Consider the following 21995-nt stretch of genomic DNA (forward strand, 5'->3'; position numbering starts at 1 on the left):
CAGGGCATTTGCCTAGAGATTGCTCTCGGTGATCGCGGCGTAGACCATGCTGCGCAGCTCGCGCCGAAGCGGGTAGGCGCTGGATGGCAGCACCTGCGTCATGAAGATGGTGATCAGCTCCTCGGCCGGATCGATCCAGAACGACGTCGTGGCCGCGCCACCCCAATTGTATTCACCGGGGCTGCCGGCGACCAGCGTTTCGGCCGGGCGCATGGTCACGGCGAAGCCGAGGCCGAAGCCGATGCCGTTATAGGTCGCTTCGGAGAACAGCGAGCGCGACACCTCGGGGAGAGAGCGGCCGCCCGGAATGTGGTTGGTCGTCATCAGCGCCAGCGTCTTCGGCCCGATCAACCTGACGCCGCCGAGCTCGCCGCCGTTGAGAAGCGCACGGCAGAAGGTGAGATAGTCGGCCATCGTCGAGCACAGCCCGCCGCCTCCCGAGATCAAGGACGGCGGCGACAGGAACGAGCTCGTCGTGGGGTCGTCCTGCAATGTCAGTCCCTCGCGCCGCTGGCCGGCATGGAAGGTCATGCCGCCACCCGGGTCGGCCGAGTAACAGGCGGCGAACCGGTGGGCCTTGGAAGCCGGCACGTGGAAATCAGTGTCGGTCATGCCGAGTGGATCGAGGATGCGTTGCTTCAGGAACTGCTCGAAGGGGATGCCGGAGATCTTGCCAATGAGGTAGCCGAGCACGTCGGTCGAAACCGAGTAGTTCCAGGCCTCGCCCGGCGAGAACTCCAGCGGGATTTTCGCGAGGCTCTCGATCATGGTCTGCAGCGTGCCTGACTTCTCGACCTCGCCGATCTTTTCAGCGCGGTAGGCGGCATCGACGTTCGAGCGCTGCTGGAAGCCGTAAGTCAGCCCGGAGGTGTGGCGCAGGAGGTCGACGATCAGCATCGGCCGCGAGGGCGGACGGGTCAGGAAGGCCGGCGCGGTGCCGGCGACGAACACGCCGAGATCCTTCCATTCCGGAATGTACTTGGCGACCGGCTCATCGATCGCGACGAGGCCTTGCTCGACCAGCATCATGAAGGCGACGCTGGTGAGCGGCTTGGTCATGGAATAGATGCGGTAGATGGTGTCGTCCTTGACCGGCAGCTTGCGCTCGACGTCGGCAAAACCCTGCACCGAGCTGTGGGCGATCTTGCCACGGCGATAGACCAGGAGATGCGTGCCCGGGAAGCGACCGGCATCGATGTACCGGCTCTTCAGATGCGCATCGACGCGGTCGAGCGCGGCCTTGGACATGCCGACGGATTCGGGCGAGGCGGGGGTGGGGGCGAGCATCAGTTCCTCCGGGCAGTTTTGTCCGACGTTGATAGCCGAAATGGCGGTCTCATTCCAAGCCGGTCGCGCTTAACGCCGGCCGGTTGTTTGGTGTAGGCTTCACCTTGGAACGCCTCCAAGCAGCCCAAAAGATCCCCGACGGGCGAATGAAAAACGCAGGCAAACGCACCATGACCCAGTTCAACGAGACCGAACTCACCGAAGCCGTCGTCCGGAGTTTCGACAATACGCCAAACCCCCGCGCGAAATTCCTGCTCCAGGAATTGGTGAAGTCGCTGCACGATTACGTGAGCAAGACCGGCCTCACCTTCGAGGAGTGGGAATACGCCGTCGATTTCCTGACCCGCACCGGCCAGAAATGCACGGACACCCGCCAGGAATTCATCCTCCTCTCCGACGTGCTCGGCATTTCCATGCTGGTCGACGCGGTCAACCACCGCGAGCGCGAGGGCGCCACCCAGACCACCGTGCTCGGGCCGTTCTATGTCGGCGAGCACAAGGTGACGGCGCACGGCACCGACATCTCACCGAACAATCAAACCGGCGAACGGATGTTCGTGCAGAGCCGTGTCACCGATCTCAAGGGCAAGCCGCTCGCGAATGTCCCCGTCGACGTCTGGCATGCCGACGATGACGGCTTCTACGACTCGCAGAAGCCGAACTATGACGAGGTCGGCGCCTCGGCACGGGCGCGCTTCATCACCGATAGCGATGGCCGCTTCTTCTTCCGCACCATCTTGCCGTGCAGCTACCCGATCCCGACCGACGGTCCAGTCGGCGAGATGATCGTGCAGACCAACCGCCACCCGATGCGCCCGGCGCATGTGCACTTCCTGGTCAATGCCAAGGGCTACGAGCCGCTGATCACCCACGTCTTCATGGACGGCGACAAATATCTGGATTCCGACGTGGTGTTCGGCGTCAAGGACGACCTCGTCGCCAAGGTCGAACCGCGCAGCGACCCGGAGATGCCCAACGGCACCAAGGCGAACGGGCAGTGGCACCTGATGACCTACGAATTCCACCTCAAGCCCGGCGGCGGCATGGCGCCGAAACCGCTCGGAGTGAAGGCGGCGGAGCCGGCCTGAGAGATCGCGGACGGGTCAGCGCCCGATAAAGGCCGCCAGTTCGTCAGGTGCCCCCGTTGGAAAGGCTTCCTTCATGAAGTCGAGGAAGGCGGATACGCGCGCGCTTAGGAGCCGGCGTGAAGGATAGAGTGTCCACAACGCGATCTCCGGTCCCTCGATGTCGCCCCAAAGCACCAGCGTGCCGGCAGCGAGGTCGTGACTGACCAGTGACACCGGAAGGCGCGCGGCGCCGACGCCGGCCCGGACAGCGTCGCGCACCATGATGAGCGATGCCAGGCGAAGGACCGGATCAATCGCGATGCGCGATTGTCCGCCTGGCACCGTCACGTCCCAGCTTGTTTTCCGGTCGCCCGGTCCGCGCATGACTGCCGGCACAGCGAGATTGCCCCGCGGTCGTTTCAGGTCCGGGCTCGCCACGACCACCAGCCGATCGCGCAGAAAGATTCGTCCGACCAGGCTGTCATCCGGATCGGGATTGACCCGGATCACCAGATCATACCCTTCCTCCACCATGTCGACGGAGCGATCTTCCGTCGTGACCTCAAGACGGATCTCCGGATATTTGAGCGCGAACCCGGCCGCGAGGTTTCCCATTGCAGTCTGCGAGAACAGCAAAGGCGCGCTGATCCGCAAGCGCCCCCGCGGCCTGTCCCCACCCGACGCGATCGCTGTTGCCGTCTCGTCGAGTTCGGTGAGCAAGGCCCCTGTCCGCTCGTAAAGGGCGCGTCCCTCCTGGGTGAGTTTCAAGGCGCGCGCTCCCCGTTCGAACAGACGGAGGTCGAGGGCCGCTTCGAGCTCGGCGACCCGCCGGGACAGGGTGGCTTTCGGGCGTCCGGCGGCCCGTGCGGCCCGTCCGAACCCGCCGTGCCGGGCGACAAGATTGAAATCGGCGAGTGCGAGCAGGTCCATCGTTCCACCAGCGAGACGGTCTGTCCAGATATAGCGGCTATCGGTTCGTTTGTGGATCACTAATTTCCCGGATGTCTTCTGACCCAACCCGGAGTGATCCCCATGACCATCCTCGTTACTGGCGCAACCGGCACCATCGGCCGCCAAGTCGTCGAACAGCTCGTCAAGCGCGGTGCCGATGTCCGCGCTCTCGCCCGCGATCCTGCCAAGGCAAACCTCCCGGCAGGCGTCACCGTCGTGCAGGGCGACCTGCTCGACGTCGACTCGCTCCGCAGCGCGTTCAAGGGCGTCTCGACCCTGTTCCTGCTCAACGCGGTGGTGCCGGATGAATTCACGCAAGCGCTGATCGCGCTCAACCTGGCCCGCGAGGCCGGCGTCGGGCGGGTCGTCTACCTCTCGGTGATTCACAGCGATCGTTACGTCAACGTCCCGCACTTTGCCGGCAAGTTCGGCGTCGAGCGGATGATCGAGCAGATGGGCTTCAACGCCACCATCCTGCGCCCGGCGTACTTCATGAACAACGATGTTACGATCAAGGACGTGGTGACCGGATACGGCATCTATCCGATGCCGATCGGGAGCAGGGGGCTCGCCATGATCGATGCACGCGACATCGGCGAGATCGCGGCCCTCGAGCTCATCCGTCGTGAGCGCGCCGCAACACCGCTTCCGCTCACGCGCATCAATCTGGTCGGTCCTGATACGCTGACCGGTGCGAAAGCCGCCGCCGCCTGGTCGGAGGTGCTGGGCCGCACGATCGCCTATCCCGGTGACGATACCGCCGGCTTCGAGAAGAACCTCAGGCAGTTCATGCCAAGCTGGATGGCTTACGACATGCGGCTGATGAGCGAGCGTTTCCTCACCGAGGGAATGATCCCCGAGGCCGGAGACGCCGAGCGGCTGACCGCGCTGCTGGGCCGCCCCCTGCGCTCCTATCGCGACTTCGTCTTCGAGATCGCGGCCTCTGCCTGACGGCACGGCACGTCCCCATCACGACAACGAGGAATGCTATCATGATCTCTTCAACCGCCACTTCTCCGGCGGATCCGGAAGGCGCAACGAAGATATTGGTGCTTGGAGCGACCGGTGCCACCGGTCGCCTGATCGTCAACCAGGCGGTGGCGCGAGGCTACGACGTCACCGTGCTGGTCCGGTCCGCCGGCAAAGCGAGTGACATCACGGGGGCGAAGCTCATCGTCGGAGACGCCCGCGATGAAAGAGCCCTGCGCGAAGCCCTCAAAGGCCGTGATGCCGTGGTCAGTGCGCTGGGTACGCCGGTAAGCCCGTTCCGCGAGGTGACGCTTCTCTCGACCGCGACGCGCGCGCTCGTGAGCGCGATGAAGGCCGAGCAGGTCTCGCGGCTGGTTTGCATCACGGGAATGGGCGCCGGCGACAGTGCCGGGCATGGCGGCTTTGTCGCCGACAATGTGATCTTTCCGCTTCTCCTGAAGAAGGTGTACGCCGACAAGAACCGGCAGGAAGCGATCGTCAGAGACAGCGGGCTGGACTGGGTCCTGGTTCGCCCCTCGATCCTGAACAATAAGCCCGGCCGCGGCTCGGTCCGGGCGCTGACAGATCTTTCGGGCTTCCATGGCGGCAGCATTGCGCGCGGAGACGTTGCGACATTCGTGCTCGATCAGGTGCGCGCCGATACCTGGCTGCATCAGTCTCCGCTCATCACGTGGTGACCCTTGCGTGGCTTGATCAGCGCGCGTGCAACATCGCAAGCAGGACCACGACGACGCAGGCGAGCGCCGCCGTGGTCAATTTCCAGAACATCAGCGGGCTGCGCTCCAAGAGCGGCGTGATCCGCGTGTCGAGATAGGCCGGATTGGGCGTGCGAAGCTCGAAGACGAATTCAGACAGATCCTCGTGCCGCTTGTAGGGATCCGGATGGAGCGCACGTCTGAGCGCGCCGTCGACCCAGGCAGGCACGTTGCTGTCGTCGTCGGCCGGGCGATATTTGAGCCTCCGCACGTCCGCCTTGCGCCGGATCCTGGCGATTTGGGTGCCATAGGGAAGCTTTCCCGTCAGCATCTGGTAGCAGATCACGGCGAGTGAAAACATGTCGGAGCGCGGCGTGCCGCCTTGCCCAAGAAAATATTCCGGCGCCGTGTACTGGACTGTTCCCAGAATTTCGCCGGTCTCATCCTGCGGGGCGGCCTCCGCGACGCCCGCCACCTTGACCGATCCGAAGTCGATGATCTTTGCGGTGCCGGTCTTGTCGATCAGGATGTTGTCGGGCCTGAGGTCCTGATGCAGCATTTCCATGCGGTGGAAGGCGCGCAGGCCGGCGGCGATCTGCTCGACCAGTCCGCGGACGGTTTCGAGATCGGGGCGCGGATTGTCCGTCATCCACTGCCGCAAGGTCTGACCTTCGACGAATTCGGTCGCGACGTAGAGATAGCTACGCCGTTTCGACTGTGACAGCGGTTTGAGCACATGCGGGCTGTCGATCCGGCGCGCGATCCACTCTTCCATCAGGAAGCGCTTCAGATAGGCGGCATTGTCGCGCAAATCGATCGACGGCAGCTTCAGCGCGACCGGCTCCTCGGTCACCGCGTCGACGGCAAGGTAGATGTGACTGCGGCTGCTGGCGTGGATTTCGCGGACGATCCTGTAGCCGTCGAAGATGGCCCGCGGCTCCGGCAGCGGGGGAAGCGGCAGCTGGGAGGTCTGGTTGAAGATGCCGGCCGGCTCGCGCTGCGGCACCGCATCGATGCGGAGGATCTGGACCGTGATGTTGTCGTCGCTACCGCGCCGGTAGGCTTCCTCGACGATCGCCTTCGCCACCCCGTCGAGCTCGGCTGCATGCTCGCTGAGCGCGTTCGTGACGAAACGCGCGTCGACGAATTCATAGGCGCCGTCGGTCGCCAGCAGGAAAGTGTCGCCAGTCTCGATCTCGAAACTCTGGTAGTCGATCTCGAGCTGCGGATTGATGCCGAGCGCACGGCCGAGATAGGTCTGCTCCGAGGACACGATGATCCGGTGATCATCGGTCAGCTGCTCGAGCGCCTTACCCGCCACGCGGTAGATGCGACAGTCGCCGACGTGGAAGATGTGCGCAGTGGTCGCCTTGATGACCATGGCGCTCAGCGTGCAGACATAACCCTTGTCGCGGTCGTAGGCATATTGGCTCTTGCGCGTCTGCGCGTGCAGCCAGGAATTGGTCGCATCCAGCACGCGGCGGGCGGACGTCTTCACCGTCCAGGATTCCGAGGTGCAGTAATAGTCCATCAGGAAGCTCTTAACCGCCGACTCGCTGGCGATCTGGCTCACCGTGCTGCTGGAGATGCCGTCGGCGAGGACGGCCGCAATGCCCTTCAGGCTGAGCATCGGCTCGTCCGGAACGAGGATGCCGTGAAAATCCTGGTTGATGGGCTTGCGACCCTTGTCGGAATGCTGGCCGACCGAGATCTGAAGTCCGCGGGTCATCGTCATCACCGGCAAAGGGGAGCCTCACCCTGATCGGGCGAGGCTCTCCTGTCGAGACGTATCAGGCCGCGACGCGGGGCGACGTGGCCTTGCCGGCCTGGCGCTTCGGCTTGGTCATGACGTGCGTGGCGTAGAGGGTCATGCCGGTGAAGGCGAGGCCGCCGACGAGGTTGCCGAGCACGGTCGGGATCTCGTTCCAGATCAAATAGTCCATGATCGAGAACTTCGCGTGCAGCATCAGGCCGGAGGGGAACAGGAACATGTTCACGACGGAATGCTCGAACACCATGTAGAAGAACACCAGGATCGGCATCCACATCGCGATGACCTTGCCGGGGACCGAGGTCGAGATCATGGCGCCGACGACGCCGGTCGAGACCATCCAGTTGCAGAGCATTCCGCGCAGGAACAGCGTCGCCATACCGGCGGCACCATGCGCGGCGTAGCCCAGCGTTCGGCCTTCGCCGATATTGCCGATGGCTGCACCGACCTTGTCGGGATCTTGCGTGAAGCCGAAGGTCGTGACGAAGGCCATCATGAAGGCCACGGTGAAGGCGCCGGCGAAGTTGCCGACGAATACGAGGCCCCAGTTGCGCAGCACGCCGCCGAAGGTGACGCCGGGGCGCTTGTCGATCAGGGCGAGCGGGGAGAGCACGAACACGCCGGTCAGGAGGTCGAACCCCAGCAGATACAGCATGACAAAGCCGACCGGGAACAGCAGCGCGCCGACCAGCGGCTGCCCCGTGTTCACGTTGATCGTGACGGCGAACCATGCCGCCAGCGCCAGGATAGCGCCGGCCATATAGGCCCGGATGATGGTATCCCGGGTGGACATGAAGACTTTGGACTCGCCCGCATCCACCATCTTGGTGACGAATTCCGAAGGCGCGAGATACGACATCGATGTTCCTTTTGCTTCGTAAGAGAGATCGAGACGCCCTGAGTGCGCCGCTGAAAGTTATTGGCCGTGCGGGGTGTCTGCCGCGCGTGGGCCGGGGGATTTGGAAGCCTTGGGATTGCGTCACGACGACCGAGTCGAGGAGGGCCGCGAAGCAGTTGAGCTTCCGGGATGCAGCCGCCAGCGCCTGCATCAGTGCGGCAAGCCGCAGTCTTCGTTGACCCAAACCGGAATGCAAGTTGCGTGCCGTGTGTTGGACTCTTGAAATGCAAGCAATATCAATCTGATAGAGCTTTGGCTGGCCCGGCTTTTGCGCGTGGCGCGGCCTTTTCCTTGAGCTGCTGCACAACTGTTGTGCGTCGCACAATTGTTGGGCAAGCCGCAAATTTCGCGAGCGGAATAGGCCTGCGACAGACTGGCGCATCGTTCCTAACACACTGATGTTGGGTCGTTTTCTGCGCTGTGGCGCTTGGCATGAAGCTTGAATAGTTCCAGGCCGACGCCATTGAAGCCGTCCCGCGAGACTTCTCATCCGAATTGCCGACGCCACCAGACGGGGGTCTCCCCGTCGCGCGTTCGCATGCGCTGCTTCAGGCGTCGCCGGACGGACGGGCTGCTCGTGTGCACTGACACAATCATTCTGCAACGACGCAAAGGACGATACCGCCTATGACCAAGCGCACCCGCCGGCCGTCGGACACTGGCCTTAGCCGCCGTCAATTGTTGAAGGCCGCTGGCTCGACCGCCGCACTCCTGGCCGCCGTAAAACTGAATTTCCCCGCCGGCGCCTTCGCGCAGGACGCCGGCCCGGAGGTCAAGGGCGCCAAGCTCGGCTTCATCGCGCTGAGCGATGCCGGTCCCTTGTTCGTCGCCAAGGACAAGGGCCTGTTCGCCAAATACGGCATGCCTGACACCGACGTGCAGAAGCAGGCCTCCTGGGGCACCACGCGCGACAATCTCGTGCTCGGCTCCGAAGGCAACGGCATCGACGGCGCGCATATCCTGACCCCGATGCCGTATCTGATCTCGGCCGGCAAGGTGACGCAGAACAACCAGCCGACGCCGATGTACATCCTGGCGCGGCTCAATCTCGACAGCCAGTGCATCTCCGTTGCCAGTGAATATGCCGACCTGAAGCTCGGCGTCGACGCCACGCCCTTCAAGGCGGCGCTGGAGAAGAAGAAGGCCTCGGGCAAGGCCGTGAAGGCCGCGATGACCTTCCCCGGCGGCACGCATGACCTCTGGATCCGCTATTGGCTTGCCGCCGGCGGCATCGATCCGGACAAGGACATCGAGACCATCGTGGTGCCGCCGGCGCAGATGGTGGCCAACATGAAGGTCGGCACGATGGACTGCTTCTGCGTCGGCGAGCCCTGGAACCTGCAGCTGATCCACCAGAACATCGGCTACACCGCGATCACGACCGGCGAGCTCTGGAACAAGCACCCGGAAAAATCCTTCGGCATGCGCGCCGCCTTCGTCGACAAATATCCGAAGGCCGCCAAGGCGCTGCTGATGGCGGTGATGGAAGCGCAGCAGTGGTCCGACAAGGCCGAGAACAAGGCCGAGCTTGCCGCCATCATGGGCAAGCGGCAGTGGATGAACTGCCCTGTCGAAGACGTGCTCGACCGCACCGCCGGCAAGTTCGACTACGGCCTTCCCGGCAAGGTGGTCGAGAATTCGCCGCACATCATGAAGTACTGGCGCGACTTCGCCTCCTATCCGTTCCAGAGCCACGACCTCTGGTTCCTCACCGAGGACATTCGCTGGGGCAAGTACGAGGCGAATTTCGACACCAAGGCGCTGATTGCCAAGGTCAACCGCGAAGACATGTGGCGCGACGCGGCCAAGACGCTCGGCATCGCAAGCGCGGAGATCCCGACCTCCACCTCGCGCGGCAAGGAGACGTTCTTCGACGGCAAGGTGTTCGATCCGGAAAATCCGGCTGCCTATCTGAAGTCGCTCGCGATCAAGCGCGTCGAAGTCTGATGGAGCTAGCGGCCGCCTCCGGGCGGCCGCATCGCCTTTTGCAGCCGGAGAGATATTGCGATGAACATGCCCGCCACGAAGATCGAGGTTGAGACGGCGAAGCCCGCGAGCGCTGCCGCGCCGGTCGTCGCGATGACACCGAAGCGACCGCCGCGTTCGGAGACTTACGCGCGGATGGCGCGGGAGACCGCCGTGCGCGTCATCCCGCCGCTGGTCGTGATCGCGCTCTTGCTTCTGGTGTGGGAGCTGGTCTGCCGTCGCGCCGGCTCGGCACTGCCGCCGCCGTCGAAGGTCTTCAAGGATACCAAGGAGCTGATCCTCGATCCGTTCTTCGATCACGGCGGCATCGACAAGGGGCTGTTCTGGCACCTCTCCGCCAGCCTCCAGCGCGTCGCCTTCGGCTATTCGCTCTCGGCGATTGCCGGCATCGCGCTTGGCGTGCTGGTCGGGCAATCGGTCTGGGCGATGCGCGGGCTCGATCCGCTGTTCCAGGTCTTGCGCACGATCCCGCCGCTGGCCTGGCTGCCGCTGTCGCTCGCCGCGTTCCGCGACGGCCAGCCGTCGGCGATCTTCGTGATCTTCATCACCTCGATTTGGCCGATCATCATCAACACCGCGGTCGGCGTCCGCAACATCCCGCAGGACTACCGCAACGTCGCCGCGGTGGTGCAGCTCAACCCGCTCGAATTCTTCGCCAAGATCATGATCCCGGCGGCCGCGCCCTACATCTTCACGGGGCTTCGCATCGGCATCGGGCTGTCCTGGCTTGCGATCGTCGCCGCGGAAATGCTGATCGGCGGCGTCGGCATCGGCTTCTTCATCTGGGACGCCTGGAATTCCTCGCATATCAGCGAGATCATCCTGGCACTGTTTTATGTCGGCATCATCGGCTTCGTGCTCGACCGCCTGATCGCGGGCGCCGGCAAGATCGTCACCCGCGGCACCGCGCTGAACTGAAGGGAAGCACATGACCGCTTATCTGAAGCTCGACCACATCGACAAGATCTTTACGCGCGGCGCGGCCTCCACGGAGGTGCTGAAGGATATCAATCTCACCATCGAGAAGGGCGAATACGTCTCGATCATCGGCCATTCCGGTTGCGGGAAGTCGACCCTGCTCAACATCATCGCAGGCCTGACCAACGCCACCACCGGCGGCGTGCTGCTGGAGAACCGCGAGGTGAACTCGCCGGGACCCGACCGCGCGGTGGTGTTCCAGAACCACAGTCTGCTGCCGTGGCTGACCGTGTACGAGAACGTCCGGCTCGGCGTCGACAAGGTCTTTGCCAAAACCAAGAAGCGCGCCGAACGCGACGCCTGGGTCATGCACAATCTCAACCTCGTGCAGATGGCCCATGCCAAAGACAAGCGGCCTTCGGAAATCTCCGGCGGCATGAAGCAGCGCGTCGGCATTGCCCGCGCGCTTGCCATGGAGCCGAAAGTGTTGCTGCTCGACGAGCCTTTCGGCGCGCTCGACGCACTGACCCGCGCGCATTTGCAGGATTCGGTGATGGCGCTGCATCAGAAGCTCGGCAACACTATTTTGATGATCACCCATGACGTCGACGAGGCGGTGCTGTTGTCCGACCGCATCGTCATGATGACGAACGGCCCGAGCGCGCGCATCGGCGAGGTGCTGGAGGTGCCGCTGGCGCGTCCTCGCAAGCGGCTCGAGCTCGCGACCAACACCACTTATCTGAAGTGCCGGCAGCGCGTGCTCGAATTCCTCTACGAGCGTCATCGCTTCGTCGAAGCCGCGTAAACGCGCCACCGACAGGCGGCTAACGCAACGCCTAATTTTGAATCATCAAGCTCAATCCTTGTGCGGCGCACAGGGATTGAGCGAATCGCAAAATTTGCGTGCGAAATAGTGCTGCGAAAATTCGGAGCACTTCGAACAAGCTTCTGAATTTCCTGCGTTTCCGGAATGCGCGCAGTTGGCACGGAAATTGAAACACCAATCGCGACGCCAACGACGACGTCCCTCAACATCATCAATCAGCATCGTAACTCGCCACCGGGGGTGAAGCCTCGGAGCGCGCCTCCGTGGCCGGAGGCTGAGCCTGCAACGACGCAGCGGTGAGCCTGGAAGGGATTCTGCAATGACCAAGAGTCGGACTTGGATTTCAGACTGGCGCCCCGAAGATGAGGCGTTCTGGAATGCGACTGGCAAGACTATCGCGCGACGCAACCTGATCTGGTCGATCGTGGCCGAACATATCGGCTTCTCGGTCTGGCTGATCTGGAGCATCGTCACCACCAAGCTGCCGCAGGCGGGCTTCCACTACACCACCGACCAGCTATTCCAGCTCGTCGCGGTGCCCGGGCTGATCGGCGCGTTGATGCGCTTTCCCTACACCTTCGCGGTGACGACCTTCGGCGGTCGCAACTGGACCATCTTCAGTGCGGCGATCCTGTTCATTCCGACGCTCTCGCTCGCCTATTTCGTCGGCCAGCCGGACACGCCGTTCTGGCTGATGCTGCTGATTGCCTCGACCGCTGGTCTCGGCGGTGGAAATTTTGCTTCCAGCATGACCAATATTTCGTTCTTCTTCCCCGACCGGATGAAGGGGTGGGCGCTCGGACTGAATGCGGCCGGCGGCAATATCGGCGTCTCCAGCGTGCAGCTGTTGACCCCGATCCTGATGACGCTCGCCGTCATCAACCTGTTCCAGGCAACTCCTGTTGACGGTGTTTTCCTGCAAAACGCCGGCCTGATGTGGGTGCTGCCGATCGCGATCGCGGTGTTCGGCGCAGTGTTCTTCATGAATAACCTGACCACGGCCAAGTCGTCGATCAGGAACCAGCTCGCCGTGGTCAAGCGCAAACACACCTGGATCATGGCGTATCTCTATATCGGCACGTTCGGCTCCTTCATCGGCTACTCGGCTGCATTTCCGCTCTTGATCAAGACCCAGTTCCCGCAAGTCACCATTGCGATCGCGTTCCTGGGACCGCTGGTCGGTTCGCTGTCGCGGCCGCTCGGCGGCTGGCTTGCCGACAGGATCGGCGGCTCGGTCATCACGTTCTGGAATTTCATCGTGATGGCAGGCGCGACGATCGGCGTGCTCTATTTCGTCGGACACAAGGATTTCATCGGCTTCCTGTCGATGTTCCTGGTCCTGTTCGTGACGACGGGAATCGGCAACGGTTCGACCTACCGCATGATCCCCTCGATCTTCCGCGAGCAGAATTTGTTCAGGGTGCGCGGCAAGGGCGATGCGGAGCGCGCGGTCGCCTTGAAGACGGCGAGCATCGAGAGCGGTGCTGCGGTCGGCTTCATCGGCGCGGTCGGCGCTGTCGGCGGCTATCTGATCCCGACCGGGTTCGGCAAGTCGATCGCGCTGACCGGCGGGCCGCAGCTCGCGCTCGCGATCTATCTCGGCTTCTACGCCTCCTGCCTCGCGCTGACCTGGTGGTTCTATCTGCGTCGCAGCCCGCAGGGCGAAGGCGCGTCAAGCCTCGCCGGAGCAAGGGTGTAGAGCATGATCCGGAAAAGTGTGCAGCGGTTTTCCGGCAAGATCATGCTCAAAGGATAGAGACTTGGTACGAATCTCGCTTCTCCCCGTACGCGGGAAGAAGCATTGCCCGACAGTTTGACAATGAACCTGGTTCGCAATGGCGCGCACCAAGGCAAACCCAACAGGCAGGAGAACATCATGACGCCAGAACAGATCACCCTCGTCCAACAGAGCTTTGCCAAGGTCGCGCCGATTTCCGCGCAGGCCGCGGTGCTGTTCTACGATCGCCTGTTCGAGGTGGCGCCATCCGTGCGCGCGATGTTTCCCGAGGACATGACCGAGCAGCGCAAGAAGCTGATGGGCATGCTCGCCGCCGTCGTCGGCGGTCTGTCGAACCTGGACTCGATTCTTCCCGCGGCCTCGGCGCTTGCAAAGCGTCACGTCGCATACGGCGCCAAGGCCGAGCACTACCCCGTGGTCGGCGCGACCTTGCTGTGGACCCTAGAGAAGGGGCTCGGCGAGGCCTGGACGCCCGAACTCGCGACCGCCTGGATCGACGCCTATGGCGTGTTGTCCGGCTACATGATTTCCGAGGCCTACGGCGCACAGCCGCAGGCCGCCGAATAGGAGATGCGTTGTGAGTGAACCGCTGGTCATCGTGGGTAACGGTATGGCGGCCGCGCGTCTGGTCGACGAACTCGCCGAGACCTCGCTCGGCCGCTACGCCGTCGCTGTGATCGGCGAAGAGCCGCGGCTCGCTTACAATCGCGTTCTGCTCTCTTCGGTGCTGGCGGGCGAGACCGGCTCGCACGAGATCGAGCTCCGGCCTGCCGACTGGTGGCGCCATCGCGGCGTCACGGTGCGCTACGGCTATCGCGTCACCGAGATCGACACCGGCCGACGCGAGCTCAAGATCGAAGGCGAAGAGAGCATGGAATATTCCAAGCTCGTGCTCGCCGTCGGCTCGACGCCGCTGCGGCTCAACGTACCGGGCGCCGATCTCGTGGGCGTGCACACCTTCCGCGACACCCGAGACGTCGACCTGCTGCTGACGCTCGCGGCCGCCAGGAAGCGCGTCGTCGTGGTCGGCGGTGGTCTGCTTGGTCTCGAAGCGGCGTACGGCCTCGCCAAGGCCGGAGCGCCCGTGACGCTGCTGCACCTGATGGACCGGCTGATGGAGCGCCAGCTCGATGCGCCGGCCGCCGACCTGCTCAAGACATTGGTCGAGCGCAAGGGCATTCGCATCCTGCTCAATGCATCCACAGCCCGCATCCTCGGCGGGGGCCATGTCGAAGCGGTCGAGCTTGCCGACGGCAGCCGCATCGAGGCCGATGCCGTGATCTTCGCCGCTGGCATCAGGCCCAACATTGCGCTCGCAAAGGACGCCGGCATCGCAGTCAACCGCGGCATCGTCGTCAACGACGAGATGCAGACGGCTTCACCCGACATCTACGCGCTCGGCGAATGCGCCGAGCATCGCGGCACCTGCTACGGCCTGGTCGAACCTGCCTACGAGCAGGCGCGCGTGCTGGCGCGGCATCTCTCCGGCCGTCCCGCGGCCTACCAGGGCAGCGTGGTCTCGACCAATCTGAAAGTGTCGGGGGTCAGCGTCTTCTCCGCCGGCGACTTCATGGGCGGGGAGGGCAGCGAGAGCCTCGTGCTGTCAGACCGCAGGCGCGGTACTTACAAGAAGCTCGTCATCGCCGAGGGCCGGCTCACCGGTGCCCTGCTGATCGGCGATACCGTCGATGCGCTCTGGTATCTCGAACTGATCCGCAACCGCGAAAAGGTGGCGGCGATCCGCGCCGACATGATGTTCGGCCGCGCAGTCGCGCGTCCCTCCAAAGCGGCTTGATAGAGGCGGCTTGATATGACGGCGATCGATCCCACGCTCCGCGCCACCAAGACGACCTGTCCGTATTGCGGCGTCGGCTGCGGCGTGCTGGCGACGCCAGACGGCAAGGGCGGCGCGGCGATCGCGGGCGATCCCGATCATCCAGCCAATTTCGGCCGGCTGTGCTCCAAGGGCTCGGCGCTGGGCGAGACCATCGGGCTGGAAAGCCGGCTGCTCTATCCGATGATCCGCTGCAAGGGCGTGCTCGAACGAGTCGCCTGGAGCGATGCGCTCGATCACGTCGCCCACCGGATGCAGCACATCGTCGCGCGCGACGGCGCCGACGCGGTCGCATTCTATCTCTCCGGCCAGCTCCTGACCGAGGACTATTACGTCGCCAACAAGCTGATGAAGGGCTTTGTCGGGACGGCGAATGTCGACACCAATTCGCGGCTTTGCATGTCGTCCTCGGTCGCCGGTCACCGCCGCGCCTTCGGCGCCGACACCGTGCCCGGTTGCTACGAGGATCTCGACCAGGCCGATCTTCTGGTGTTCGTCGGCTCGAATGCCGCCTGGTGCCATCCGGTGCTGTTCCAGCGCATGTTGAAGAACCGTGGGGAGCGCGGCGCGCGCATGATCGTGATCGATCCGCGCCGCACCGACACCGCGACCGACGTCGATCTGTTCCTGGGCCTCAAGCCCGGCACCGACACGGCGCTGTTCTCCGGCCTGTTCGTTCACCTTGCCGACAATGGTGCTTTGGATCAGGACTACGTCGCGCAAAACACGTCGGGCTTCGACGACGCGCTGGCGCGCGCACGCAGCATCGCCGGCGGCGTCACCGCGACCGCACTCGCCACGGGCCTTTCCGAGCAGGACGTTGCCACCTTCTTCAAGATGTTCCGTGACACGCCCCGGGTCGTCACGCTGTACTCGCAAGGTGTCAATCAGTCGGCGCAGGGCACCGACAAGGTCAATGCGATCCTGAACTGCCATCTCGCCACGGGACGCATCGGCAAGCTCGGCGCTTCGCCGTTCTCGCTCACCGGCCAGCCCAACGCGATGGGCGGCCGAGAGGTCGGCGGCCTCGCTAACCAGCTCGCCGCACATATGAACTTCACGCCGCCGGACATCGATCGTGTCAGGCGGTTCTGGAAGGCGCCGCGCATTGCCACCCATGACGGGTTGAAGGCGGTGCAGCTGTTCGAAGCCATCAATCGCGGCGAGGTCAAGGCGCTGTGGGTGATGGGCACCAACCCCGCAGTGTCGCTGCCCGATGCGGATTTCGTGCGCGAGGCGCTGAAGAAGCTCGAGCTGTTCGTGGTCTCCGAGAATGTGCTCTCCAACGACACGGTCGATGCCGGCCCGCACGTGCTGCTGCCCGCGCTCGCCTGGGGCGAGAAGTCGGGCACCGTGACCAATTCCGAGCGCCGCATCTCGCGCCAGCGCTCGTTCCTGCCGGCGCCCGGCGAGGCGCGGCCGGACTGGTGGATCCTGAGCGAAACCGCAAAACGCCTCGGCTTCGGCGACAGTTTTAATTACAAATCCGCAGCCGACATCTTTCGCGAGCACGCCGCGCTCTCGGCGTTCGAGAACGATGGTAGCCGCGACTTCGATATCGGCGCGCTGACCTCGCTCTCCGACGACGCCTTCGACGCCCTGAAGCCCGTGCAGTGGCCCGCACGTGAAGGCGGGGCGCCCGGCGAGCGCTTCTTCGCGGCCGGCGGCTTCTTCACCAACGACGGCAAGGGCCGCTTCGTCGCGCCGGAAGTGCCGGCGCTGCGTGGCGAGATCGGACCATCGCGGCCGCTGCGGCTCAACACCGGGCGGATCCGCGACCAGTGGCACACCATGACGCGCACGGGCCTCAGCCAGCGGCTCGGCGCACATGTGCCTGAGCCGTTCGTCGAGATTCATCCCGATGACGCCAACAAATACAACATCGTCCATGACGGCTATGCCCGCATCACCACCGACTACGGCCAGTGCACCCTCAAGGTCGTCGTCAGTGAGCGCCAGCAGCGCGGCACGCTGTTCGCGCCGATCCACTGGAGTGCGATGAACGCCTCGCACGGTCGCGTCGGGGCGCTGGTCGCACCGTTCACCGATCCGTTCTCGGGGCAGCCGGAGTCCAAGGCGACACCGGCGGCGATTTCGCCTTATGAATACGTCTTCCGCGGCTTTGCGTTGTCGCGCAAGCAGCTGGAGCTGCCGCCGAACCTGATGTGGACCCGCGTCACTGTTGCCGGCGGCTTCGGCTATCTCTTCGCCGACAATGCCGACCTGTCGCGCTGGCCGGCCTGGCTCGGTGGCGTTGCGGGCGAGGACGTCGCCGACTATCGCGACTTCGGCGGCGTTTACCGCGCGGCTTCGTTTGATGGCGATCGCATCGAGACCTGTCTGTTCGTCGGCCCCGCGCATGATGCCGGCGACTGGGAGGTGGTGAAGAGCCTGTTCGTGGCCGACCATGTCACCGACGAGCAGCGGCGCATGCTGTTGTCCGGCAAATCGAGCGAAGGCGCCGCCTCGACCGGGCCTGTCGTCTGCGCCTGCTTCGGCGTCGGCCGCGGCACCATCTGCGACACCATCGCCGCAGGCGCGCGCACAGCCGCCGAGATCGGCGCAAAGCTCAGGGCCGGCACCAATTGCGGCTCCTGCATCCCCGAGCTGAAGCGCCTGATCGCGACGACGGAGTTGGCACCGGCAAAGCAGGCCAAGCTCGCTGGCGCGGCGGGGTAGGCGCGACTTTCTCGGTCGTCGCCGCATACTCCGCCGTCATCGCCCGGCATGACCGGGCGATCCAGTACGCCGAGACGCCTGTGATCCAGCGGAGAGGCCACGGCGTACTGGATTCCCCGCTTGACGCCTACGCTCAAGCTTCGGCGCCCCTGGACCTCAACCCCGGCGAAGCCTTGGCGTAGCCGGGTCGCGGGAATGACAGCGAGGCCGGGGCGCTATGCCTCGGCCCAATCGACGCACGTCCCATTGTGCCCTATGGTGCCGCGCTCTCCCATCAACAACGACAAAACAACAATGATGTACCTGGAAACGCCCCCGCGCCTGATCGAGACCAGGCTCTTCTCCGCCATGCCAGACAAATTCCGCCGCAAGGGCGAGCGCACCGATTGGGCCGACGCCAACCGGCCGGGTGTGCCGACGGACTCCTTTATCGAAGGGCCGTCATTCGACAGTGATGGCAATCTCTACATCGTCGACATTCCCTTCGGCCGCATCTTCCGCATCGCGCCTGATGGCGAGTGGTCGCTGGCGATTGAATATGAGGGCTGGCCGAACGGACTGAAGATCGCGGCCGACGGCCGTATCCTGGTCGCCGACTACAGGCACGGCATCATGGAGTTCGACGCCAAGGCAGGGCGCATGGCGCCGGTGCTGACGGCACGCAATTCGGAATCATTCCGCGGCTGCAACGACCTGCATCTCGCTTCCAACGGCGACATCTATTTCACCGACCAGGGTCAGACCGGCCTGCATGACCCCAGCGGCCGCGTCTATCGCCTGACGCCAAGCGGCCGGCTCGATTGCCTTGTTAACACCGGTATCAGCCCGAATGGTCTGGTGCTCGATCCAACCGAGACCGTGCTGTTCGTCGCGATGACGCGCGACAACGCGGTGTGGCGGTTGCCGTTCATGAAGGACGGCAGCGTGTCGAAGGTCGGCCGCTTCTGCTCGCTGTTCGGCACCAGCGGCCCGGATGGCATGACCATGGATGCCAAGGGCCGGCTGTTCGTCGGTCACGCCTCGCTCGGCCATGTCTTCGTGTTCGCGCCCAACGGCGAATTGGTTGCGCGGGTCAAGTCGTGTGCAGGGCCGAATTGCACCAATGTCGCAATTGGAGGCGCGGACAAAGATCGGCTCTACATCACGGAGTCTGCAACCGGTAGCGTATTGGTCGCTGACATCGGCGTATTGAACTCTTGAGCTCGATGGCGGTTGCCTGAGCGAGCGAGCGGTATCGGGAGCAAATATGAACACGAAACCCTTGGGCAAAACGGGCGCCAGCGTCTCCGTCATCGGGCAGGGCACCTGGTATCTCGACCACGGAGATCGCAAGCGCGCGGTCGCGGCGCTGCAGCGCGGGCTCGATCTCGGCATGACCCACATCGACACCGCCGAGATGTATGGCGATGCCGAGCTCGTCATCGCCGATGCGATCGCGGGCCGACGCGACGAGGTGTTCCTCGTGTCAAAGGTGCTGCCGAGCAACGCCTCGCGCCGCGGAACCATCACCGCCTGTGAGCGCTCGCTGAAGCGGCTGAAGACTGATCGGCTCGATTGCTATCTGCTGCACTGGCGCGGCTCGTATCCGCTGGAGGACACCGTCGCCGCGTTCGAGGAACTGGTGAAGGCCGGCAAGATCAAATCCTGGGGCGTCTCCAATTTCGATGCCGATGATCTCGACGAGATGCTCGACGCCGCCGGCGAAGGCCGCATCGCCTGCAATCAGGTGCTCTATCATCTGAAGGAACGCGCGATCGAGCACGCGGTGATCCCGTGGTGCGAACAGCATGGTGTCGCCGTGGTCGCCTATTCGCCGTTCGGCCACGACGATTTCCCCGCGAGCAACAGCAAGGGCGGCGCGGTGCTGGCGCGCATCGCTGAGGCGCGTCGCGCGACGCCGCGTCAGGTCGCGCTGAGCTTCCTCACCCGTGCGACTACGGTGTTCACGATCCCGAAGGCCTCGTCCGCGGAACATGCCGGCGAAAACGCCGCGGCCGGCGATCTCGTGCTGACGAAAGACGAGATTGCGGCGCTCGATGCGGCGTTTCCGCGCGGTCCGAAGCCGCGCGGCCTGCCCATGCTGTAGTGCACAAACGCCTATTATTAATGGAGTCTTGACGCGCGCGGACGTGAGCGCATATCGGCATCCTGTTTTCGGAAGTTGTGAAAGCGGCGCAATTATCGTTTTTTACGATCATTCCCGATTCGCATTTCTAGGTTCCAGCCGTGACCACGCCGCCCGCCGCAGCCGCAAGGCTCGACAGTATTCCCATGTCCATGCCGGAAAAGAAGCCGCAGGCGCGCCGCGCGCCGGCGCGCGTCGATCATCCCTTCAAGGGCATCGCGCTGGTGCTGCTGTCGACGATCTTTCTCGGTTGCTCCGATGTCACCGCGAAATATCTCTCGTCGAGCCTGCCGTCGATCGAGATCACCTGGATTCGCTTCGTGACATTCGCGCTGATGTTCACGCCGGTGATGCTGCCGGGCTCGCCGCTTCATGCCATGCGCACCGAGCGCCTCGGCCTGCAGTTGATGCGCGGCGCGGCATTGCTCGGCTCTTCGCTGTTCTTCATCACCGGCCTGAGCTTCCTGCCGATCGCAGAAGCGTCCGCGACCGGCTTCGTCTCGCCGCTGTTCGTCACCGCGCTCTCGATCGTCTTCCTGAGCGAGAAGGTCGGTATGCGCCGCTGGATCGCGACCGCGATCGGTCTGACCGGCGTGCTGATCATCCTGCGCCCGGGCTCCAGCGCGTTTCACGCCGCCGCGTTCTTCCCGATCGTCTCGGCGTTTTGCTGGGCCGCGGCGCTGATTCTGACGCGCATGATGAGCGGGCGTGAAGCCGTCCTCACCACGATGGCCTATTCGGCGCTGACAGGCGTTGCGATCCTCTCTCTGATGGTACCGTTCATCTGGGTCACGCCGACCTGGACCGCGATCGGGCTCGGCATCGTGATCGGCGTCGCCTCCACCGTCGGCCAGTGGATCATCGTCCTGGCCTATCGCTACGGCGATGCCTCGGTGCTGGCGCCGTTCTCGTATACGCAACTGCTGTGGGTCAGCATTCTCGGCTTCTTCCTGTTCGGCGAAGTGCCGGATATCTGGACCGTCACCGGCGCGGCCTTCATCGTCGCCAGCGGCCTCTACATCGCCCATCGCGAGCGCATCCGCCGCGCCCAGCTCCTGATCATGGAAGAGCGTTCCCCGAACCCCTGACGCAAGTTCGCGCGTCCGCTTCGTGCTATCAACGGCTCCAACAAGACGGGAGGAGCCGGATGCGCGCTGCGATTTTCAGGAACGGTGAGATTGTTGTCGATCGGATGGCCGAGCCAAAGCCCGGCCCCGGCCAAGTCCTGGTCAAGACGCTCGCCTGCGGCATCTGCGGTTCTGACCTGCACGCGCGCCAGCACGCCCATCGCATGGTGGAGATGGCGCGGAAGACCGGGCGCAAGCCGATGGACCTCGCCCGCGACGTCGTGTTCGGCCACGAGTTCTGCTGCGAGATCGTCGACTTCGGCCCGGGGACTGCGCGCAAGCTCAAGCCGGGCACGCGCGTCTGCTCGCTGCCGGCGCTGGTGACGCCGCAAGGCATCGAGGGCATCGGCAATTCCAACGACAATGTCGGCGGCTACGCCGAGGCGATGCTGCTGAGCGAAGCGCTGCTGCTCGAGGTGCCCAACGGTCTCGCGCCGGAGCATGCCGCGCTCACCGAACCGCTCGCGGTCGGCGTTCATGCGGTCGCCAAGGCCAACATCCGAGGCGGCGAGGTGCCGCTCGTGATCGGCTGCGGCCCGGTCGGCCTCGCGGTGATTGCGGCGCTGAAGCTCAAAGGCCTGCATCCGATCGTCGCCGCCGACTATTCGCCGGCGCGGCGCGCGCTTGCGGCAAAACTCGGTGCCGATATCGTCGTGGATCCCAGGGTGTCGCAGCCCTATGCGACCTGGGCCGAGCATGCGCAGATGTCGGATGCGGAGAAGGCGGCGCGCCCGCCGTTGCAGGCGATGCTGCCCGCGCTGAAGCCCGCGATCATCTTCGAATGCGTCGGCGTGCCCGGTCTGTTGCAGCAGGTGTTCGAAGGCGCGCCGCGCGATGCGAGGATCGTCGTGGTCGGCGTCTGCATGGAGACCGACACAAGCGAGCCCATGCTCGGCATCATGAAGGAGCTCAACGTGCAGTATGTGCTCGGCTATACGCCGGACGAATTCGCAGCCTCATTGCGCCTGATCGCGGAAGGGCAGGTGGATGCGGCGGCGATGGTAACCGCCGAGGTCGGCATCGACGGCGTCGCAAAGGCTTTCGCCGATCTCGCCAATCCTGAAGCCCACACCAAGATCATCGTGCAGCCGTGGCGATGATGC

18 protein-coding genes are annotated in these 21995 nt (G+C 64.2%); 14 read left to right on the forward strand and 4 right to left on the reverse strand.

Going from position 1 to position 21995, the window contains the following annotated elements; translation table 11 throughout:
• Nucleotides 1-12 precede the first annotated feature (12 nt).
• On the reverse strand, nucleotides 13-1287 hold the full coding sequence (locus GWG67_RS17115) for a serine hydrolase (protein WP_275170440.1): 1275 nt from the start codon (nucleotides 1285-1287) through the stop codon (nucleotides 13-15).
• Nucleotides 1288-1457: 170 nt separating this feature from the next.
• Here GWG67_RS17115 and GWG67_RS17120 point away from each other — a divergent pair, with 170 nt between their 5' ends.
• Nucleotides 1458-2375 (forward strand): intradiol ring-cleavage dioxygenase, encoded by a 918-nt coding sequence (locus tag GWG67_RS17120; protein WP_275170684.1) that lies wholly within the window; start codon nucleotides 1458-1460, stop codon nucleotides 2373-2375.
• Nucleotides 2376-2390: 15 nt separating this feature from the next.
• On the opposite strand, the gene GWG67_RS17125 is transcribed toward GWG67_RS17120, so the two are convergent.
• Nucleotides 2391-3284 carry a LysR family transcriptional regulator gene (locus GWG67_RS17125; RefSeq protein WP_275170441.1) on the reverse strand — a complete coding sequence of 298 codons (894 nt, stop codon included), beginning with the start codon at nucleotides 3282-3284 and terminating at the stop codon, nucleotides 2391-2393.
• Between the two features lie 102 nt (nucleotides 3285-3386).
• Here GWG67_RS17125 and GWG67_RS17130 point away from each other — a divergent pair, with 102 nt between their 5' ends.
• Together GWG67_RS17130 and GWG67_RS17135 are read left to right on the forward strand one after the other, a co-directional pair.
• Nucleotides 3387-4256 carry an SDR family oxidoreductase gene (locus tag GWG67_RS17130; RefSeq protein ID WP_275170442.1) on the forward strand — a complete coding sequence of 290 codons (870 nt, stop codon included), beginning with the start codon at nucleotides 3387-3389 and terminating at the stop codon, nucleotides 4254-4256.
• Between the two features lie 41 nt (nucleotides 4257-4297).
• Complete coding sequence (locus tag GWG67_RS17135; RefSeq protein ID WP_275170443.1) at nucleotides 4298-4972, forward strand: NAD(P)-dependent oxidoreductase; 675 nt, start codon at nucleotides 4298-4300, stop codon at nucleotides 4970-4972.
• Between the two features lie 16 nt (nucleotides 4973-4988).
• On the opposite strand, the gene GWG67_RS17140 is transcribed toward GWG67_RS17135, so the two are convergent.
• Both GWG67_RS17140 and GWG67_RS17145 read right to left on the reverse strand, forming a co-directional pair.
• On the reverse strand, nucleotides 4989-6725 hold the full coding sequence (locus GWG67_RS17140; RefSeq protein ID WP_275170444.1) for a bifunctional protein-serine/threonine kinase/phosphatase: 1737 nt from the start codon (nucleotides 6723-6725) through the stop codon (nucleotides 4989-4991).
• Nucleotides 6726-6780: 55 nt separating this feature from the next.
• The gene (locus tag GWG67_RS17145) at nucleotides 6781-7620 is read right to left on the reverse strand and encodes a formate/nitrite transporter family protein (protein WP_275170445.1); all 840 of its coding nucleotides are present in this window, start codon (nucleotides 7618-7620) and stop codon (nucleotides 6781-6783) included.
• 666 nt (nucleotides 7621-8286) lie between these two features.
• Between GWG67_RS17145 and GWG67_RS17150 the strand changes: the two genes are divergently transcribed.
• From GWG67_RS17150 to GWG67_RS17200, 11 genes are all read left to right on the forward strand, one after another.
• Nucleotides 8287-9606, forward strand: coding sequence for a CmpA/NrtA family ABC transporter substrate-binding protein (locus tag GWG67_RS17150; RefSeq protein WP_275170446.1), 1320 nt, complete (start codon nucleotides 8287-8289; stop codon nucleotides 9604-9606).
• Nucleotides 9607-9666: 60 nt separating this feature from the next.
• Nucleotides 9667-10563: a nitrate ABC transporter permease gene (gene ntrB / locus GWG67_RS17155; RefSeq protein ID WP_275170447.1), complete on the forward strand. Its 897-nt coding sequence runs from the start codon at nucleotides 9667-9669 to the stop codon at nucleotides 10561-10563.
• Between the two features lie 10 nt (nucleotides 10564-10573).
• The gene (locus GWG67_RS17160) at nucleotides 10574-11368 is read left to right on the forward strand and encodes an ABC transporter ATP-binding protein (RefSeq protein WP_007593952.1); all 795 of its coding nucleotides are present in this window, start codon (nucleotides 10574-10576) and stop codon (nucleotides 11366-11368) included.
• Nucleotides 11369-11708: 340 nt separating this feature from the next.
• Nucleotides 11709-13088, forward strand: coding sequence for an MFS transporter (locus GWG67_RS17165; protein ID WP_275170448.1), 1380 nt, complete (start codon nucleotides 11709-11711; stop codon nucleotides 13086-13088).
• A gap of 177 nt (nucleotides 13089-13265) precedes the next feature.
• Nucleotides 13266-13694 (forward strand): globin family protein, encoded by a 429-nt coding sequence (locus tag GWG67_RS17170; protein ID WP_275170449.1) that lies wholly within the window; start codon nucleotides 13266-13268, stop codon nucleotides 13692-13694.
• Nucleotides 13695-13704: 10 nt separating this feature from the next.
• Nucleotides 13705-14922: an NAD(P)/FAD-dependent oxidoreductase gene (locus tag GWG67_RS17175; protein WP_275170450.1), complete on the forward strand. Its 1218-nt coding sequence runs from the start codon at nucleotides 13705-13707 to the stop codon at nucleotides 14920-14922.
• A gap of 15 nt (nucleotides 14923-14937) precedes the next feature.
• Nucleotides 14938-17640: a nitrate reductase gene (locus tag GWG67_RS17180; RefSeq protein ID WP_275170451.1), complete on the forward strand. Its 2703-nt coding sequence runs from the start codon at nucleotides 14938-14940 to the stop codon at nucleotides 17638-17640.
• Between the two features lie 297 nt (nucleotides 17641-17937).
• Nucleotides 17938-18840 carry an SMP-30/gluconolactonase/LRE family protein gene (locus tag GWG67_RS17185; protein WP_275170685.1) on the forward strand — a complete coding sequence of 301 codons (903 nt, stop codon included), beginning with the start codon at nucleotides 17938-17940 and terminating at the stop codon, nucleotides 18838-18840.
• A 46-nt stretch (nucleotides 18841-18886) separates the two neighbouring features.
• Nucleotides 18887-19726 carry an aldo/keto reductase gene (locus GWG67_RS17190; protein ID WP_275170452.1) on the forward strand — a complete coding sequence of 280 codons (840 nt, stop codon included), beginning with the start codon at nucleotides 18887-18889 and terminating at the stop codon, nucleotides 19724-19726.
• A gap of 185 nt (nucleotides 19727-19911) precedes the next feature.
• Nucleotides 19912-20853 carry a DMT family transporter gene (locus GWG67_RS17195; RefSeq protein ID WP_275170687.1) on the forward strand — a complete coding sequence of 314 codons (942 nt, stop codon included), beginning with the start codon at nucleotides 19912-19914 and terminating at the stop codon, nucleotides 20851-20853.
• A gap of 59 nt (nucleotides 20854-20912) precedes the next feature.
• Nucleotides 20913-21992 carry a zinc-binding dehydrogenase gene (locus GWG67_RS17200; protein ID WP_275170453.1) on the forward strand — a complete coding sequence of 360 codons (1080 nt, stop codon included), beginning with the start codon at nucleotides 20913-20915 and terminating at the stop codon, nucleotides 21990-21992.
• The last annotated feature ends 3 nt before the right edge of the window (nucleotides 21993-21995 follow it).

Origin of the sequence: Bradyrhizobium sp. CSS354, from assembly GCF_029051725.1 — a bacterium.
Classification (GTDB): domain Bacteria; phylum Pseudomonadota; class Alphaproteobacteria; order Rhizobiales; family Xanthobacteraceae; genus Bradyrhizobium.